Raw genomic sequence first — 16,331 nt, 5'->3', positions numbered from 1 at the left:
GCTGAGGGCAGGAAGTGCTTAGACGGTTCTTCTGACCGGGATGCCCTTCTCAATGAGGTGAAGGCTGTCAAACTGCCCATGATCGTTATGAACGATGACGACCCAAACGACCGGTTGTGTCCATATTGTCTGGGTGAGCGCTCCCGGCCAAGAAGCCAACGGGCTCATTTTCCCGTCCTTTTGTCGCCGCAACGCGGAACATACTGTGCTGCCACTCTGGCGTGGGTGTCATCAAGCGTGCCGCTTCGTGTGAGAACTTAGCTATCAAGGCATACTTGCGGGTCTTTCTTTTTTGCTTCAAGTTAATCCTCGGCATACATGAGCGCGCAAACATCTCTCAAGCTTCGCAATCGGCACACGCGCCCGATCGAAGTAGCACGCGTAAAAGCGCTGCAACCATCGCAGATCCATTCATCAGCCATGCCTCAACGTCTGAGTCATAATCTCCATGCTCACACCCACTAATTTCTTAGTCAATGACACGGCCAACCCTACACATTCGCAACTCGCACTACTCCAGATTCATTAGGCGTCAACACATCAAAAACAAGCCAACAACTGCTGCCTGTAATGCTGGGAAAAACTCACCTGATAACTTGGCTCGACTGAAAAGCCCTCTAGTGAAATGATGCTCGTAGTTCCAGCCCCAATAGCCTGCTCTTTGCCACATCCAATACTGTTATCCAGATTATTGATATTGTCTGCAGCCTCGGCCGAACTAGGCGTTGAGCCTGAAGTGGAAGCTGGCATCTGTACCTCGCTCAGTACCGCCAAGTCCTCCGGCAAATCATCCGCAATTCTCTCAGCCAAACACTGCAGCGTCGGCTCCGCCAACATGAACAGCCAAGCTTGATCATCTGACTCACCTGTACGCCTAAGCACTCGCCCAAGCACTTGCCGATAATGCAGCTCGGTGCGAATACGGCTGAGATAGCAGCACACCTGAAGCCGAGGGATGTCCGTTCCTTCGCTGATCATTCCGACAGCGACAATCCAGGGAGAGGCGCTCTGCCTAAACGCATTGATCACCTGCTGCGCATCCGGGATTTTGTTGGTCACAATGCAGCAAACTCCACCCCTGGACTCCAGAGCCTGGGCAATTTGCTGAGCGTGCTCAATGTCAGTGGCAACAACCAAACCGGCAGCATCCGGCTTGATTTGGCGAAGCTCATTGAGCTTGCTACAGCCAAGATCGAGTAGCTGATTGATCACGTCGTCATGGCGTAGCAATTCTTCGTAGGTGACAGGCGATTCCCCCAAGAGTTTGGCAATGCTGGGGAACATCCTGACTGTACTCTCAGGCCCCATCTCCTCAGTCAGTTTCACCTTCTGATTGTCGAGCAAGACAATACGAGGAGAACGGCACACCCCGTCGGCAATAGCCTCTTTCAGTCCGTAGCGGTAGTCACAGATCAAGTACCCTTCTGGTGTCGAGTAGCGGGCTAAGACAATAGCCCGGTCATCCGAGCGCCATGGCGTACCAGAGAGAGCCAAGGTGAAGGCTGCGCGGTCTTGTATCCGATGCAATATTTGTTGCCCCCAGGCGTTGCTGAGAAGAAGATCATGGCCAGCGCAGTGGTGAATTTCATCGAAGACCACAAATACACGGTAGTCATCAAGAAGCTGCCAGAATCCTTCATCTCGGTACTCCATGGCCTGGTAGGTAAACGCCGTTCCCACAGCACCTATCTGGCCATCCAGTCGCCTACCAAGTACCTCAGCGAAGGTTGAGCGGAAGCCATCGACAACCTGGCAGGATGGCGCGAAACACATAACCAGATCGATTCTGTCCTGCTTAAGCAGCCTGCTGGCCAGCTCTGCTGCCATGCGCGTCTTCCCAGCACCCGGTGTCGCCTGGCAAAAGAAGTGCGGTGTGGCAGTAAAGTGCTCCAACGCCGTGTCGATGCAGCTGAGTTGCCAGTCCCGCAGCGATGTGGTCATCGTTTAGAGGCAAGCGTCTTGAGGGTCTTTTCGATGGCGCGAAGATGTCCTAGCAGACGTGAACTGCGATCTCTGGCCTCCAGGTACTCGTCCTCAACCTTATCCCGCAAATGCGGCATATCTTCTAGGAGCAGTTTGAACCGCTCTGCCTCGCCCATCGAAGACAAAAAGTCCAAGCGGATTTCTTTGTGGAGCGTTTCCAAATGCTGATCTGCACTGGCTGACGATTCGAGCGGGACAGCCTCAATTTCATGCGCTGCTGATTCCCGCTCGTGCTCACAAGCAGTCTTGAGGCTGTTCTCAAACCCGTTATCGATCAGCTGCAATTGCAGATGTACCGGAATCGGCTTCAGGTGGTAGACCTGCCCACGCGGACGACGCTCTTCATCTAGCACAAGCCAGCCCATGCGCAGTAATCGTCGAATCTGTTCATACACATAACGGCGTAAATCGGCGACACGAAAAGTCATGCCATCTAGGCGCTTGGCATAGGCATCACGCAGTTCACGGGTCGTGAATCTTGTGTTCCCTTCTTCCTGAAGCAGCTCATACAGACGCCTGTCGAAGATAAACGAGGCCGATTTCATTGAGGCACCAGAAGAGTTAACGCGGAAAAATGCGGATTATAGTCCGTGGCTCCTGCGTCCGCAAACGCACGATAGTGCCGTCTCAGAGGAATTGAGACGGTCATGGATAAATTGGCGAAAGTGTTAGGGGAACGCATCCGAACACAAAGGAAGATTTGCCACATGTCTCAGGATGTACTGGCGTTGGCCTGCAGTATCGACCGTAGCTATATGGGCCGGATCGAGCGTGGCGAAGTAAACATCACCGTCGAGAAGCTTTATCGCATCGCAGGCGAGCTGGCCTGCGATCCATCCCGCCTTCTGCCTCAAATGTCAGAGCTACAACCGCCTGATTGATACTGGCGAAGCCTGGCGTTATCTACTGACTGCTCGGATTTGTTTTTCGGCTCCAAGGTGCCGTCCTGCACCAGCTCGCGCATGAACTTTTACACCCGCATGCTTTCTGGGTTATTCGGGTTGAGGGAACGTGCCGCAAGCTTGGCGGAAGTGGAGACGCCCTCCATAATGAAATCAGAGCGAGGCTTTCTAACCCAAAGTCTGTGGTTCCTTGCTTCATACGAGCAACCCGCCATTGCTCGTCCCACCAAATCCCGACGCATCAAGGTCCATACTGCGAGGACTGGTTCATGGAGCAAGCTCTTTCCGCCCGGATTGATCAAGAACAAGACCGCCATTCCCTGACCCTTGACGCGTTGGCCGAGGTGGATGCAGGCCGTGTGATTAACCACAAAGCAGTCCAAGATTGGGCTGACAGTCTCAGTGACGGAGATCCTACCCAGCGCCTTCTGCGCTGATACGCCCTCAAGTAATAGCGCTAGGCAGACTACTGCCTGCCCAAAAACTGCAATTGAACTAAGGGTATCTATGTTTGACTACAGTGATCCGCAGTACAAAGAACTATTTGCACTAGCCACAGAAGTTCTTGGCAGTAGCGAAATGGCTGTTGCATGGATGAATGGACCTGCTTTAGGCCTAAATGGCTCTCGTCCGATCGACCTTATTTTCGGCCCAAATAGTGCGGAGGACGTGAAAGCTCTATTAGATCGTATGCACTATGGGATTTATCATTAGCAAAACTATGGCAGCGGCTCGCGATTGCACGCTTGAATAATTGCTTCCGTTCTTTTCACGAACAATTCTAAGCTTTACCTCTAAATGGTTCGGCCAACTGATCTATATATCCGGTGGGGTAGCGCCGATCACGCAGGCCGACATCATTACTACCAGGTTGCTTGGCACTGTCGTAGAAGGTTTTGAATAGCAGATCCCACACCAACAGAAACTCGCCGAAATTAACTTGGGCATCCTCAAAATCACGTTTGTGATGCCAACGATGTGTTTCAGCTACGCCGATAATGCGCCGCAACCATCCAATCGAATAATCTAAGTTGGAGTGCTGAAAAGCCAGATGCACCGTGAGTATTCCAAACCAGGTGGCCACCAGCGAAGACGGTGTTCCCAGCGCGAACAGCAACAACAATCCAGGTCCTGCCATGATGGCCGCATGCAGGGGATGACGCCGCTCTCCGTTCATCCAGTAGAGCCGCTCAGCGCTGTGATGGGGCTCGTGTAGGTGCCACAACCAGGGGATGTGATGGCTGAGGCGGTGCATGGAATACAAACTCAGGTCTAAGATAGCTGCCACGATGAGCAGTTGTAGCCAGAGAGGCAGCTCGGTAGGAAACCCACTCAGCTCAGCAGGCACAAGGTCCCCCACACGAGATAGAACAGCGGCAGTGAACTGGATGACCGACAAATTCACGACTAGGTGAATAAGGTCCGTTAGAGTGTCATCGTGATCGTTGAGCCAGTCCTGCCGGAAAGGCTGGAGTCGCTCCATACCAGCTACACAGCCGACTCCCACGGCCGCCAGGATTGCTGTGCTTGGCCAGTAAGGGATGCCTTGATAAAGCAGCCAGATCATCGCTGCCGATATACCACCGAAAATCGCCGGATAACTAAACCAGCGAAGCAAAAACCTCGACGCGCTGCCCATTGTGAACCCTCCATGCAGTTGGTTTCACTTTGAACTGTTCGCCCGCTATACGCTTGAACGAAGGAGCTAATAACTCGGGCTGTGGATACGCAAACAGCATCGGTAGAAGTATCCCGGTTGAAGTAAATGTCAGCTTTGTAGCCTCACATGACCGAGCGCTGAAGAGGGGTCGAGTCCGAACAGCGCACGAAAAGAACGTGAAAAATGGGCTGCGTCGGCAAATCCAGCGGCATGAGCGGCCGCTGTTAGATTATGTCCGATAGATACGAACTGCAGCGCCACAACCAGCCGACTCCATTTGCGATAGCTACGCAGCTGAAGTCCGGTTTGCTCGACAAACCAATGAGAGAACCGGGTGGGCGACAGATGCACAAGCGCGGCCAGTCGCACCCGATCATCTTGTCGCTCTTCCAGCGCCTGAAGCACAGCCCGCATACGCGGATCAGCCGCCTGCGGTGTTTTCAGGCCTAGTAGTCGCCTGACCTCCTCACGAACCAGCTGAGCAGATACCTCCGGCGTTTCAAGTAGCTGCTCGATGGCAGCCGTATTGTCTGCCGGGATCGAGACCAACTGGGCGGCCGATATACAGCTCATGGCACGGGCCTCTTCCGACAGCGCATCAAGGTAGATCGAAAGCACTTCAGTGCCTTCAATCTGGTGCAGTGTGCCAGCCTTTATGCAGATGGCCGGAGCAGTAAGCACCTGATTCAGACCTCGCACCGTCACTTGACCGCAAAGGCCAATGGTCACTTGGTGCGCCATATGGCTGTGCAGATCATGGCTGCCAGCATGCCCCAAGAAGATCCCCAGCCCTGGCGATACCCAGGCTTTTCCACGCCAGCAGACGCCCTCGGAAATGGCCATTTAAGCGCCTCAGGCCTTTGTGTCGTGCTGCTGTTCGATTTTGCGAATTTCGGCCTGAAAAGCCTCATCTAACAAGCTCGGCTTCTTGCGCCAAGGCTGGCGGTCAGGCTTGCGCTGGGCGGCGTACAACACAACTTCAGCTCCCGTGGTAGCGACAAAGCTTTGTGCTTGTCGCTCAAGTTCGGCCCTCAACTCGTCTTTGGTCATAGCGCTCCTAGGATGGTTGCTGGGGGAAATTCCATGTGAAAGGCGGTGATGCCATTGCTGGAAGTGCACCAGATCTTGCCATTGTGGGCCGCCACAATGGATCGAGTAATGGCCAAGCCAAGCCCGGCATTGCTCGGGCTGCCTTCACGGCGAGCCGGGTCTACTCGATAGAAACGGTCGAAGAGCTTATCCAGGTGCTCCGGCTTGATGGTTTCGCCTGGGTTCTCGACAATTAGAGTAACGGCACTTGCGGTCGACTTGATCGTTACCAATATCGTCTTCCCGGCAGTTGTATAGCGCAACGCATTGGACAACAGGTTCGAGATCGCCCGATCCAGCATCAGCTTGTCACCCAGCACGCTGCCAGAGCCGGTCACAACCAACTGGATGCCTTGCTCGTCCGCTAATAGGTGGTAGTACTCAATCAGCTTGGTGGCTACCTCGCTGAGCTCAATGCGCGATTGCTCGGGAATGATCAGGCCGTTGTCCGACTTAGCCAGGAACAGCATGTCATCGATCATTCGCGACATGCGTTTCAGATCGTCTAGGTTCGAGTAAAGATTCTCTTCATAGGCTTCGAGGTTACGTTTTTGGGTGAGTACCACCTCGGTGTGCGTCATCAGATTACTGAGTGGTGTGCGTAACTCATGGGCGATATCGGCAGAAAAATTTGAGAGCCGAACAAATGCATCGTCGAGCCTGGCAAGCATCGCATTGAACGAAGTCACCAACTGCTGAAGCTCAAGAGGGACGGGCTCCAGTGGAATGCGCTCCTTCAGTGACCGCGCAGACATCGACGTCGCGACATGGGTCACCTGTCGCAGGGGTCTCAACCCACTACGCGCGACCACCCAGCCCAACGCAGCGCTGACCAGTGCGCTAATCACCAAGCCAATCCAGAACCACCGCTGCAACGTTTCAAAGAAATGCACATGGTTGGTCACATCAAGGATCAGCAAAGCCGTTAGAAACGCAGGTTGGTCAGGGGTTGATACCTGCGCGGTCATCCCTCGATACATGTGTCCATTTTCCTCCCACGCCCACATGCCGTGGTCAGGATTGAGGCGGTATTTCTCGGGAATATTGAAAGGCAGTGGCTCGGCAAAAAGCACGGTACCGTCGTTTGCAAGGATGATCGCCGCTAAATCGTGGTGAGCCCCTAACAGCGCTTTCAGCTGAGGCAGCACCTCTTCAAGGTCTGCATGGCTACGCGTATTACTCAGGATTTGCTGAGTCGATTCTAGCTTCTCGTCCAGCGTCTGCTGGTCAAGCATCATGAAGTGATGCCGGCTGAGCTCGTTGAAACTCAGGCCGGCCACCGTTAGGACTGCAATCACCGCAAACATGAACATCAAACTCATACGCGCGGTCAGTGACAGGTGCTTCATTCAGACTCCGGCGCATCAAGCATGTAGCCCATACCACGAGCGGTATGAATCAGTTTTAGCTCGAAATCATCGTCAATTTTCGCCCGCAAGCGTCGGATAGCCACTTCAATCACATTGGTGTCGCTGTCGAAATTCATGTCCCAGACCTGGGACGCGATCAACGACTTGGGAAGAACTTCGCCACGCCGACGCAGCAGTAATTCGAGCAGCGAGAACTCCTTTGCAGTCAGATCAATCCGCTTACCACTGCGCACGGCACGACGCTTAAGCAGATCAACTTCAAGATCGGCTATTTTCATTGTGGTCTGCGTCGGCGAACTATTGCCGCGGCGGAGCAATGTCCTGACGCGGGCTAACAACTCAGAAAAAGCGAAGGGCTTGACCAGGTAGTCGTCCGCCCCCAGCTCTAGACCTTTCACACGATCCTCGACACCGTCCCGCGCCGTCAGAAATAACACCGGGACATCCTTACCTGCAGCCCGAATCATCCGCAGCACTTCCCAGCCATCCAGGCCCGGCATCATCACGTCCAGAATCAACAGATCATAGGCCTCGCTCAGCGCATGCTGGAGTGCATCCGTTCCCGTCATAACGCGGTCGACGTTGAAGCCAGCCTCAGTGAGACCTTGTTGCAGGTAAGTGCCTGTTTTTGGCTCGTCTTCAGCGACCAGAAGTTTCATGCGGGCGGTTCCCAAATTTTGAGTGGCCTGAGTGTGCAGTCAAATCCCCCTCCCAACCAGAAGCTTACGAAAATGTAATCCTAGCTTCAGGCCTCTGTCAGGCGGCCCTGTCTAGGGTGCAAGCATGAGCACTAGGTTGTGCTCTTGGCCCTCTAATGAATAACAACAGAGGTGCCGGTCACTGCTTCAATTGAGGAGACTGCCCTATGAAACTGCTTAAACCTTTATTTCTGGTTGGTTCGCTCCTGCTTGCTTCAGCCGTTTGGGCAGAGGGCGGGAGTGACCGCGTCTTCGAGCGCATCGAGAGCATGCGAGACAAAGCCGAAGCGGTACTAATTCAGGCGGAAAAGGCTCCCGCCAGCGAGCGCCATGTGCATATGAAAGAGCACATGAAAATGCTCGACGAGATGATGAACCAGCTTCACAGCGAGCATCCTGCTCCCGGCATATCTACGGAAGAACATCTTGCGTGGATGGAGCGACACGACAAATTGGTCGACGACGTACTTGCGCAGATGATGCGTGAGCACAAGCTGATGATGGCCGATAAAGAGTGTCACCCATAAGAATTCCCATCTTCAAGGCCTTCATGATTGCTCCTTTGGCCTAGCGGCACCTCGACGGTGCCGCGTTTTTTTCAAGCTGACTAATTTGTAGTTTTGGGGTCAGCCCCCCGGCAGGAAACGGGGAATAGCATGAGATTTCCAACCACCTCAGTGAGGTCTCATCATGAAACGTTCACGCCCCCAGTTGTTGATCACGGCGCTGCTGTTCGCAGCTGCAACTCAGGCCTCGGCACAAACGCTTGGCCTTGAAAGCAACATTGGTCAGCCGGCCAAAGCAACCCCCGCTACACGTACAGTTTTCGTGAAAATGGATGACATCAGCTACGGCCAGAAGTCTATCGATGTGAAGCCTGGCGAAACCGTCCGCTTCGTGTTGAAGAACGAAGGGGCACTGATGCACGAATTCAATATCGGTAAAGCCGTATCGCAACTGGATCATCAACGCAAAATGGCTGCTTTGGTCAAGGACGGCACACTGACGCCAACAGGCAAAGCGAAGTCAATCGTCTGGCATGAACGGTCGGGCCTTGGAGACTCCAATCCACCTGGCATTCCTGAAGTCGTTGAAGCAATACATGATGACCCAAACGCCATCCTTGTTGAGCCCGGAACTACCAAGGAGTTTGTCTGGACCTTCAGCGACTCGGCCAACCTCAACTTCGCCTGCACCCTCCCTGGACATTATCAGGCCGGGATGGTCGGTGAATTCGTAATGCGCTGAGACAACAATCAGGTGCCCCCGGCCAATGCCGGGCCGCACCTGATTTCAGTGCATCTTTCAGATATGTAGTTTTCGCGTAAGCCAGCTGACAGCACCGCCTGATTAGCATTGATGTTGTTCCTAACAACTCCATTTTCCGAGATGCATTATGAAAGCCAAACTAACTTCATTTTTTCTCGCCACAACCCTGGTTTTCTCCGCCTCTGCTGCCATGGCTAACCCGAGCCATAGTAAAAGCGATATAGGCCAACCAGGAGACGCCAAGCAAGCTGATCGCATCATCGAAATCAAGATGGGCGATATCTATTTCGAGCCGAAGAGCATTGATATCAAAGCAGGAGAAACCGTCCGCTTCGTACTCAAGAATGAGGGCTCGCTACTGCATGAATTCAACCTGGGCATGGCAGCCGCACATGCAGCACATCAAAAAGAAATGGCCGCAATGTTTCAGAACGGCACGCTGTCTCCAACGGGCGCACAGGACATGAGCAACATGGATCATGCTATGGGCGGGATGAAGATGGTCGGCATGAAACACGACGATCCAAACAGCGTCTTGATCGAGCCGGGAGCCACTGAAGAACTGGTATGGACCTTTACTAAGGCAACGGGGCTTGAGTTCGCCTGCAACATCCCAGGCCATTACCAATCGGGGATGGTTGGTAAAGTGAACGTACGCTAATCATTGAGTTCGGATTGATATACGTCAATTGCTGGGACGCAGTAGAGACTATTGTCATTTGCTGTCCCACCAATACTGCCTCAACTCAAACGAGGATCGAGCTATGGACCACTCCCACCACCCAGGCTCTGAATTGCCATTCTGGAAAAGCAAAACTGGCATTGCACTGATCATGTTGGCTGTCATCGCCGTTTTTTATGTGGCCCGCGAGCATTTTGGCCACATCTCCCAGGCACTGCCTTACTTGATTCTGCTGTTGTGCCCGCTGATGCACATGTTCGGCCACAACCATGGTGGGCATTCCCATCAGGATGGTGCTGATACTCCCAAGGACGACAACCGGAAGTAAGCCCTATGCACACCACATCGCGCCAACTTGACCATGAGCATTCCAAGCATCAGGAAGACCAGCATGGGAGTCAGCACGATCCGGTGTGCGGCATGGCCGTCAAGCCAGACAGCCCATTCAGTGAGAGCCACGAAGGTCAGACATACCGTTTCTGCAGCGCGAAATGCCAGGAGAAGTTCCGGGCAGCACCTACCAGCTATTCGAACCCGCCCAAGAGTACGGAACACCAGCATCATGAAGCTGCGCCTCCCTCATCAGGGGCCGCAGGGACGGCGGAGTACACCTGTCCTATGCATCCAGAAATACGCCAGCCAAAACCTGGCAATTGCCCCATCTGTGGCATGACCTTGGAGGCAGTGATTCCGGAGCTGGAGGAAGAGGAGAATTCAGAACTTAAAGATTTCTCCCGGCGATTCTGGTGGACACTCCCACTCACGATTATCGTGACGGTCTTGGCTATGGCCGGCCACTCATTAACGCTATTTCATGGCGCAACGCAGAACTGGGTAGAGCTTGCCTTGGCGACGCCTGTGACACTCTGGGGCGGCTGGGTATTCTTTGCCCGAGGCATCGACTCAGTCCGTCATCGCAGCCCAAATATGTGGACACTGATTGGCCTGGGTACAGCCGCAGCCTACCTCTACAGCGTTGCTGCGACCCTGGCCCCACAGCTGTTCCCCCAAGCTTTCTTCCAGGACGGGCGCATTGGTGTCTACTTCGAGGCTGCGGCGGTAATCATCTCCCTGACGTTGTTGGGCCAGATGCTCGAACTCAAGGCTCGTTCACAAACCTCAGCCGCAATCAAATCGCTATTGGGCCTGGCACCCAAAACCGCGCGGCGCATTAACCCTGACGGCCAGGAAGAAGATATTCCGTTGACCCATGTGCACCTGGGCGACCATCTGCGAGTACGTCCCGGCGAGAAAGTCCCAGTTGACGGCACCGTTCTCGAAGGCGAAAGCGCCGTCGACGAGGCCATGCTGACCGGCGAACCGCTACCGGTTACCAAGCGCGTTGGCGATACGCTGATCGGCGCAACCATGAATACCCACGGTAGCCTGGTAATGCAGGCGCAGAAGGTGGGGGCCGACACCATGTTGTCCCAAATCGTGCAGATGGTCGCCAGAGCACAGCGCTCCAAGGCCCCCATGCAGCGCATGGCCGATGCAGTCGCGGGCTATTTCGTACTCGGCGTGATCGCCATCGCGATCCTCACGTTCTTCGGCTGGGGCTTTTTCGGACCGGAGTCGGGCTGGGTATTCGGCCTGATCAACGCGGTTGCCGTACTAATCATTGCCTGCCCTTGCGCACTTGGCTTGGCGACCCCCATGTCGGTGATGGTCTCGACAGGCAAAGCTGCCACCAGTGGCGTCTTGTTCCGCGATGCCAGTGCCATAGAGAACCTGTGCAAGATCGATACGCTGATCGTCGACAAGACCGGCACGCTGACCGAGGGACGGCCTGTATTTCATAGCGCAGAGGGTAGCGGTCAGTTCGCGCCTAACGAGGTGCTGCGCTTTGCTGCAAGCCTCGATCAAGGCAGCGAGCATCCGCTGGCTCATGCAATCGTTGACCACGCCCGCGCCCAAGGCGTTGAGTTGGCCAAGCCGGATTCTTTCGAGTCGGGCTCAGGCATTGGTGTGCGTGGCCACGTGGACGGTCGACAACTGCAACTGGGTAATACTGCGCTGATGGAAGAGGCCGGAGTAGATGTCACCCCTCTGCGCAACCGTGCAGAGCAACTTCGACTGGAGGGCATCAGCATTATTTACTTGGCGGTAGATGGCGTACTGGCAGGGCTGCTGGCTGTCTCTGACCCGATCAAACCGAGCGCCAAGCAAGCAGTCATCCGACTTCAAGAGGTCGATGTGAAAGTCATCATGGCCACCGGTGATGGACTCACGACCGCAAGAGCTGTGGCCAAGGAACTGGGTATCGAAGAAGTCCATGGCGAGGTTAAACCCCAGGATAAGGAAAAGCTGGTGGCCGACCTGCAGAGCTACGGTCGCCGAGTGGCCATGGCTGGCGACGGCATCAACGATGCCCCCGCACTGGCCCGTGCCGATGTCGGTATCGCGATGGGAACCGGTACTGACGTGGCCATGAACAGTGCTCAGGTGACCTTGGTCAAAGGTGATCTGATGGGCATCTTACGGGCAAGAACCTTGTCCGTAGCCACGGTGAAAAACATGCGGCAGAACCTAGCCTTTGCCTTCATCTATAACGCCATGGGAATTCCACTCGCAGCAGGGGTTCTTTATCCCCTGACTGGCCACCTGCTGTCGCCCATGATTGCGGCACTGGCCATGAGCGTCAGTTCAGCATCGGTTGTATTCAACGCATTGAGGCTGCGGAAAACCCGCATCGACTGAAATGAACGTGAATCTAAAGCCAGTCGGCAGGTATCAGTAATTCCATCAATTCCGAAAGAACATCTACCAACGCTAAAAAACAAGCTTGACCTTACCATCGTGTCAAGGTCGATGCTCAGGTTACGGCATCTATGCCGCCTAACCAACGAGGTGATTTATGTTCGTTCTACAGGTATCAGGAATGGGTTGTGGCAGTTGCGTCAGCAAGATCACAAAGGCAATTCAGGCGGTAGATGACACCGCAAAAGTGGAGATTGACCGTGCTGCCGGCAAGGTATCGGTAGACAGCCAAGAACCCGCGGAATCTATCCGCAAGGTGATTCAAGACCTGGGTTATGCCGCGCAGGTCAGCGCGTAAGCGCCAACTGAGTGGTGATCGAGACACCCTCAATCCGAGCTTTTGCGAGCGCTGAGGTCATGGCTTCGGGGCCATGACCTCATTTGAACTCTTAATATCAGACCAGCACCGCTACCTGGGCCTCGATCAGAGTTTCCACGGCCGCGTAGAGGTCAATATCCGTTTGCTGAGTTTTGATCGACACCACCAGACTGTACCTCACGGTGTCGTCATATCGCTGCTGCTTAACGAGAGTTTTCCACCACCCCAGTGCGGGATAGATACCAAGCATTCCCCGACCCGCCAGTTCGGCTGCAGTGCCTCGCCAGATGTCCGAGTGGAGAGAACCGCGATGCCGTGTCTGAGTACCGAGCAGCCAGTTCGGATCTGAGCCGCCGCCCTGGTAACCACCTTCTTCCTCATCCCGTGCACGCTTGTTGATGCGCTGGCGGAACTGGTCACGGTCTTCGTTTGGGCGACTGACATCAAAGCGCAAGCCGTGCGACTCGTAGCGATAGCGCCCCTTGATACCGCGTTCGGCTATGCCAGGGTTTGGCTCTACGAAGTAGGAAAGGGTCACTCGCATTTCCACCTCGATGTTGCCTAGGTTGAGCAGTTCCTCCTGTGGCCAGGGAAGCAAGTGAAGATGCATGTCCCGCGCGGTGGGCGGCTTGGTGCCCTGCCTCATGAACGGCCTCAGATGATCCTCGACAATCATGGTCAAGGAGTCGCCGGCGCTCCACAGGGCACGACTCAGGTCTGGTACGCCAAAGCCGCAGTGCTTAACCAGATTTTCGTAGCCGGCCTTAGTGCCAGCAGCAAGGAAATCCTGTCGCATACGATCAGGCCACTCAGCCGAGTGCACGATTAGGGCTCGCACAGTTTCGGGCCAGAACTGTGGGTAGTTGGTGGAGACTTGTGCCGCCATACGAGCTGCCAGCGCGGATGCTGCGCTGGTGGCGCTGGTCGTCGTCAACAGCCGTCGCTCTGGTTCGTGGGCAGTGGTTACGAGGGATAGGCATGGCTCGGTGTAGGCTGTATGCCCATCTGTGGCCAGGTTGCCTCCCTCGAACACTACATCGGGTTTCAAGGGCCAGGCCGAGTTGGTCCAGGTCCCAGAAGTCGTGCTATATGGGCTGAGGCTGCCTGCGGCAGCGATCGGGCGCAATCCAGGATTGGGAGGGTCGATAGTGACTTTCTGGGTGTAAGCACCTACGCACAGCGCATTCCAGGCCTGTGCCGGGTCATGAATTCCGTCTGTGGTGGTGTTGTGCGGGTAGAGGGTGGCCTGGTTCTTGTCCGCATTACCGGCAGACACGACGATCAAACGAGGGTTGGCTCTCTCCCCCAATACGTCGGATGCGAGCTCATCAACTGCGGCTGACCATGCGGAAGGGCGGCCACGATCCCGGTAATCGAGACTGGTGATCGCCATGCTGTAGACCCGGCGCACTTCTGGCTTGGCAGTATCCGGTTGGGTTACAGCGTCGATCATCAGCGCGCCGTAGGGCTCCTTCTGATTTCCTTGGGCAGCGGGAAGCAGTTTCACCGACTCAAGGCGGTGCTCGATCGAAATGGGGCTTTGTCCACTAAGAGGGTCAAACAGATCACCATAAAGTGCGATTCCAGCTAGCTCTGTGCCATGACCCGTAGTGTCCGCGAGCCCCCAGTTGGCATCGACGGTATAGAGGTCATTCGCGTCAATGTGCTGAGCCAAGAGTGGGTGGCCCCGATTGACTCCGGTATCTAGGAGGCAGACGCGGATACTGTCGTCCCCTGCGGGGGTGGTTCGCTCAAGCAGGTTCTCGACCCATTCTCTTTGTTCTAGCGGCGCAAGAGCATCAAAAAACTCGGCGGTGTCCTTGGCTCTACGAATCTCGGCGACTTCGTTGAGCAGCAAGAGTGACCGAGTTATGGCTGCTCGTGAGGCGTAGACATTGAGGACTGTCCGCTCAGGAAACTTCAGCACTTTTTCGGATGTATGAAAGCCACATGCTTCGGCAACCGACTTAAAGCGGTTCAGCACTGCTTCACGGCCGTCCCTGATAGGCAGCCAGAATTCCCACCAAATAGTTTCGTTTTCATCTGGCGGCAACACTGCAGGATCATCGGTCCACAAGGCGTTGAAAGCTGCGACTCGGATTTCTTGGATTGGATTCAGGAGTGGAGCGTTGCGCGGACTCCCCTTGGAGGTCTCTACCTCCAGGTATTGCCTGACGAGGTTCTCAAAGGCTTTGAGCTGGCCATCTGGAACAAACACAGTGGCGAAGTCAGTATTCGTGGCGGGGTCATGACGCAGGTTCATAAGCTCGATGCGCTGAGCGCCTCGGGCAAGTCCTTCGAATGCAAGCGCGTAACCAGGCTCACTGCGAAATTCGATTTGCAGGCCGTACCCACCATCGGGCCTGTCCCCTTGTCGCATTTGCCTTTCAGATGCTTCGCGCTGCAGCTGCACTGCAGAGGCCATCTGACCGCTGACATGCTGGAGTTGAGCGAGTAGCTTCCCGCCATGAGCCCCTCGATTTGGCGTGGGGTAGCGAGGGTCTCGTGTTGCTGATGCTGTGGATCGGAACCGTTCGGGTAGTCCCTGTCCCTGGAGATGAAAGTGAGGCCGTTGTCCGTTGATCGATTCCGTCATCTAAATGCTCTACTACGTTAGGAGTGCCGCCTCCCGTGGAAAGTCTTCCGTTCTTCAAGGTGTCTTTCCACGTCCTTGACCGCCATCTCGGTACGATCATGAATGATCGTGTCCTTGATCGCGTCGTCTGCCGCCCTCGCCAGTTCTGCATGGCTGAGCCCCTCTGCGACCTTGCAGAGTTTGTCCCAGCTGCGAATCGACTTGGAAAAGTTCGCCAGTCGATTCTTGAGCACAGCCTTGGTCTGTTCCTGATTGGGCAGTCCGTATTCGACAACATCATCGAAGCGCCGGAACAAGGCGTAGTCAAGAATTTCAGGGTGGTTGGTAGCAGCGATGATCAGGCTATTGGACTGGTCCTGCTCAATCATTTGCAGAAAGCTGTTCAGGACGCGGCGGATTTCGCCCACGTCGTTGGCAAGGCCACGCTGGGAGCCGATGGCATCGAATTCGTCGAAGAAATATATGCCGCGTGTATCGCGAATGGCATCAAAAATCTGACGCAGCTTGGATGCGGTCTCACCCATGTACTTGGTGATGAGGCTATCAAGCCGGACGATGTACAGCGGAATCCCAAGCTCGCCGGCAAGCGCCGAGGCGGTCATGGTCTTGCCGGTACCGGGTGGCCCTACCAAAAGCAGCTTGCGGCGAGGTGAGAGGCCATGTGCGCGGATCTTCTCGAAGTTGCGCTGCTCATTGATGATTCTTCCAAGACGGCCATGAGTGGCCTCGTCCAGGATCATTTCCGAAAAGCGAGTCTTCGGAAGAGCTACTGACAGCAGGTTGCTCAGCTCGCCGCGCGGCTGGCCTATGGGCACCGGCTGCCCGGAAGGCAGACGATTTTTCTTGGCCGAATCAATTAGAGCCCGCAAATCTTCTGCAAGCTTCCCGTGCCCCTGCTTAGCCTCATGGGCCGCCATCTGCATAGCAACGGCAAAGAAATGCGTGTCATCTCCCTTGATATGCGAGCGCAGAAGCGCTTTCAGTTGTTCGCCGCTAGCCATGG

18 protein-coding genes are annotated in these 16,331 nt (G+C 55.0%); 9 read left to right on the top strand and 9 right to left on the bottom strand.

The features are described from left to right. Nucleotides 1–540: 540 nt before the first annotated feature. Both CUR33_RS03625 and CUR33_RS03620 read right to left on the bottom strand, forming a co-directional pair. Nucleotides 541–1,941, bottom strand: a complete 1,401-nt coding sequence (locus CUR33_RS03625; RefSeq protein ID WP_167143835.1) for a DEAD/DEAH box helicase — start codon at nt 1,939–1,941, stop codon at nt 541–543. Then, a complete protein-coding gene (locus tag CUR33_RS03620) occupies nt 1,938–2,528 on the bottom strand; it encodes a hypothetical protein (protein ID WP_167143838.1) in 591 nt (196 codons plus the stop codon). The genes CUR33_RS03625 and CUR33_RS03620 overlap by 4 nt, the downstream gene beginning before the upstream one ends. A gap of 102 nt (nt 2,529–2,630) precedes the next feature. Here CUR33_RS03620 and CUR33_RS03615 point away from each other — a divergent pair, with 102 nt between their 5' ends. The 3 genes from CUR33_RS03615 (at nt 2,631) to CUR33_RS03605 (ending at nt 3,599) form a co-directional block, all read left to right on the top strand. After that, entirely contained in the window at nt 2,631–2,864 is a 234-nt protein-coding gene (locus CUR33_RS03615; protein WP_167143841.1) for a helix-turn-helix domain-containing protein, read from the top strand. A gap of 290 nt (nt 2,865–3,154) precedes the next feature. Continuing rightward, a complete protein-coding gene (locus CUR33_RS03610) occupies nt 3,155–3,322 on the top strand; it encodes a CopG family transcriptional regulator (protein ID WP_241693739.1) in 168 nt (55 codons plus the stop codon). 70 nt (nt 3,323–3,392) lie between these two features. Beyond that, entirely contained in the window at nt 3,393–3,599 is a 207-nt protein-coding gene (locus CUR33_RS03605; RefSeq protein ID WP_167143845.1) for an MbcA/ParS/Xre antitoxin family protein, read from the top strand. 67 nt (nt 3,600–3,666) lie between these two features. Here CUR33_RS03605 and CUR33_RS03600 read toward each other — a convergent pair whose 3' ends face one another. From CUR33_RS03600 to CUR33_RS03580, 5 genes are all read right to left on the bottom strand, one after another. After that, nucleotides 3,667–4,524, bottom strand: a complete 858-nt coding sequence (locus tag CUR33_RS03600; RefSeq protein ID WP_167143848.1) for a sterol desaturase family protein — start codon at nt 4,522–4,524, stop codon at nt 3,667–3,669. A gap of 129 nt (nt 4,525–4,653) precedes the next feature. Continuing rightward, a complete protein-coding gene (locus CUR33_RS03595; RefSeq protein ID WP_167143851.1) occupies nt 4,654–5,388 on the bottom strand; it encodes a helix-turn-helix domain-containing protein in 735 nt (244 codons plus the stop codon). A 9-nt stretch (nt 5,389–5,397) separates the two neighbouring features. Further along, nucleotides 5,398–5,595: a hypothetical protein gene (locus CUR33_RS03590; protein ID WP_167143854.1), complete on the bottom strand. Its 198-nt coding sequence runs from the start codon at nt 5,593–5,595 to the stop codon at nt 5,398–5,400. After that, nucleotides 5,592–6,983, bottom strand: a complete 1,392-nt coding sequence (locus CUR33_RS03585; RefSeq protein WP_167143857.1) for a heavy metal sensor histidine kinase — start codon at nt 6,981–6,983, stop codon at nt 5,592–5,594. The genes CUR33_RS03590 and CUR33_RS03585 overlap by 4 nt, the downstream gene beginning before the upstream one ends. Next, nucleotides 6,980–7,663 (bottom strand): heavy metal response regulator transcription factor, encoded by a 684-nt coding sequence (locus CUR33_RS03580; RefSeq protein ID WP_167143860.1) that lies wholly within the window; start codon nt 7,661–7,663, stop codon nt 6,980–6,982. Before CUR33_RS03580 ends, CUR33_RS03585 begins: the two co-directional genes overlap by 4 nt. Before the next feature lie 206 nt (nt 7,664–7,869). On the opposite strand from CUR33_RS03580, the gene CUR33_RS03575 reads away from it, so the two are divergent. From CUR33_RS03575 to CUR33_RS03550, 6 genes are all read left to right on the top strand, one after another. Further along, complete coding sequence (locus CUR33_RS03575; protein ID WP_167143863.1) at nt 7,870–8,229, top strand: co-regulatory protein PtrA N-terminal domain-containing protein; 360 nt, start codon at nt 7,870–7,872, stop codon at nt 8,227–8,229. Nucleotides 8,230–8,392: 163 nt separating this feature from the next. Continuing rightward, nucleotides 8,393–8,950 (top strand): cupredoxin domain-containing protein, encoded by a 558-nt coding sequence (locus CUR33_RS03570; protein ID WP_167143866.1) that lies wholly within the window; start codon nt 8,393–8,395, stop codon nt 8,948–8,950. A 148-nt stretch (nt 8,951–9,098) separates the two neighbouring features. After that, nucleotides 9,099–9,632: a cupredoxin domain-containing protein gene (locus tag CUR33_RS03565; protein WP_167143869.1), complete on the top strand. Its 534-nt coding sequence runs from the start codon at nt 9,099–9,101 to the stop codon at nt 9,630–9,632. 103 nt (nt 9,633–9,735) lie between these two features. After that, nucleotides 9,736–9,981, top strand: a complete 246-nt coding sequence (locus tag CUR33_RS03560) for a DUF2933 domain-containing protein (protein ID WP_167143872.1) — start codon at nt 9,736–9,738, stop codon at nt 9,979–9,981. A 5-nt stretch (nt 9,982–9,986) separates the two neighbouring features. Then, complete coding sequence (locus CUR33_RS03555; RefSeq protein ID WP_167143875.1) at nt 9,987–12,353, top strand: heavy metal translocating P-type ATPase; 2,367 nt, start codon at nt 9,987–9,989, stop codon at nt 12,351–12,353. Nucleotides 12,354–12,510: 157 nt separating this feature from the next. Beyond that, complete coding sequence (locus CUR33_RS03550; RefSeq protein WP_167143878.1) at nt 12,511–12,711, top strand: heavy-metal-associated domain-containing protein; 201 nt, start codon at nt 12,511–12,513, stop codon at nt 12,709–12,711. A gap of 97 nt (nt 12,712–12,808) precedes the next feature. Here CUR33_RS03550 and CUR33_RS03545 read toward each other — a convergent pair whose 3' ends face one another. Beyond that, a complete protein-coding gene (locus CUR33_RS03545; RefSeq protein WP_167143881.1) occupies nt 12,809–15,157 on the bottom strand; it encodes a S8 family peptidase in 2,349 nt (782 codons plus the stop codon). A 188-nt stretch (nt 15,158–15,345) separates the two neighbouring features. After that, entirely contained in the window at nt 15,346–16,329 is a 984-nt protein-coding gene (locus tag CUR33_RS03540) for an AAA family ATPase (RefSeq protein WP_167143884.1), read from the bottom strand. Between the last annotated feature and the right edge of the window lie 2 nt (nt 16,330–16,331).

This window comes from Pseudomonas sp. FEMGT703P, from assembly GCF_002786345.1.
Lineage (GTDB): Bacteria > Pseudomonadota > Gammaproteobacteria > Pseudomonadales > Pseudomonadaceae > Aquipseudomonas > Aquipseudomonas peli.
The sequence above is the reverse complement of the archived record's forward strand: the minus strand, read 5'-3'. Positions and strand labels throughout refer to the sequence as shown.